The sequence below is a fragment of the Virgibacillus sp. MSJ-26 genome (assembly GCF_018918075.1).
Taxonomy (GTDB): Bacteria; Bacillota; Bacilli; order Bacillales; family Amphibacillaceae; genus MSJ-26.
In genome coordinates, this window is sequence record NZ_JAHLPW010000051.1 from 1 (window position 1) to 827 (window position 827).

General features: G+C 38.7%; 1 protein-coding gene. It reads left to right on the plus strand.

All coding sequences use genetic code 11. The features are described from left to right. A partial coding sequence (locus tag KQI49_RS18425; protein WP_216491009.1) for a tagatose 1,6-diphosphate aldolase occupies nt 1–827 on the plus strand: 827 nt, incomplete at both ends.

The window sequence follows — 827 nt, forward strand, 5'->3', positions numbered from 1 at the left end:
ATGCAACGAACACAAGGAAAACAAAAAGGTTTAGAAGCAATTTCAGATAAAAATGGCATCGTATTAGCCACAGCCATGGATCAACGCGGTTCACTTGGAAAAATGATTCAATCTTATAACGATACAATCACTTATGATGAAGGCGTATCAAAGTTCAAGGAAGGGGTCAGTGACGTTCTTGGAAATAAATCGTCCTCCTTTTTACTTGATCCTGAATACGGTTGGGATGCTGCTAAAAAGTTAAATAAAGACGTCGGCCTTATTATGGCGTATGAAAAAACAGGCTACGACGCTTCCGAAAAAGGGCGTCTTCCCAATTTAGTTGATTTTTATGCCGTGCAAGACCTCGTTGAAGCAGGGGCAGATGCGATTAAATTACTCGTTTATTATGATATTGATGAAGAAGAAAAATACAATGATATTAAGAAAACTTTTATTAAGCGTGTCGGTGACGAATGTAAGCAAAATGATGTCTTGTTTATATTAGAGCCTGTATCTTATAGTGCGGCTGGGCTTGATTCGAAAGGTGCGGATTTTGCGAAAAGAAAACCGGCTATTGTCGAGTATTTTATGGAAGAATTCTCGAAGGATATGTACGGTGTGGATTTATTAAAGGTTGAAGTGCCTGTGTCGATTTATAATATTGAGGGTCATTCGCAGTATGATAATTATGAGCCGATTTATTCGAAGGAAGAGGCGGCTGCCTATTATCGTCAATGTTCAGAAAAAAGTCGTTTGCCATTTATTTATTTAAGTGGTGGTGTGACGAACGAGCAATTTATCGATACGCTTCACTTCGCTAAAGAGGCAGGGTCTAAGTTTAATGG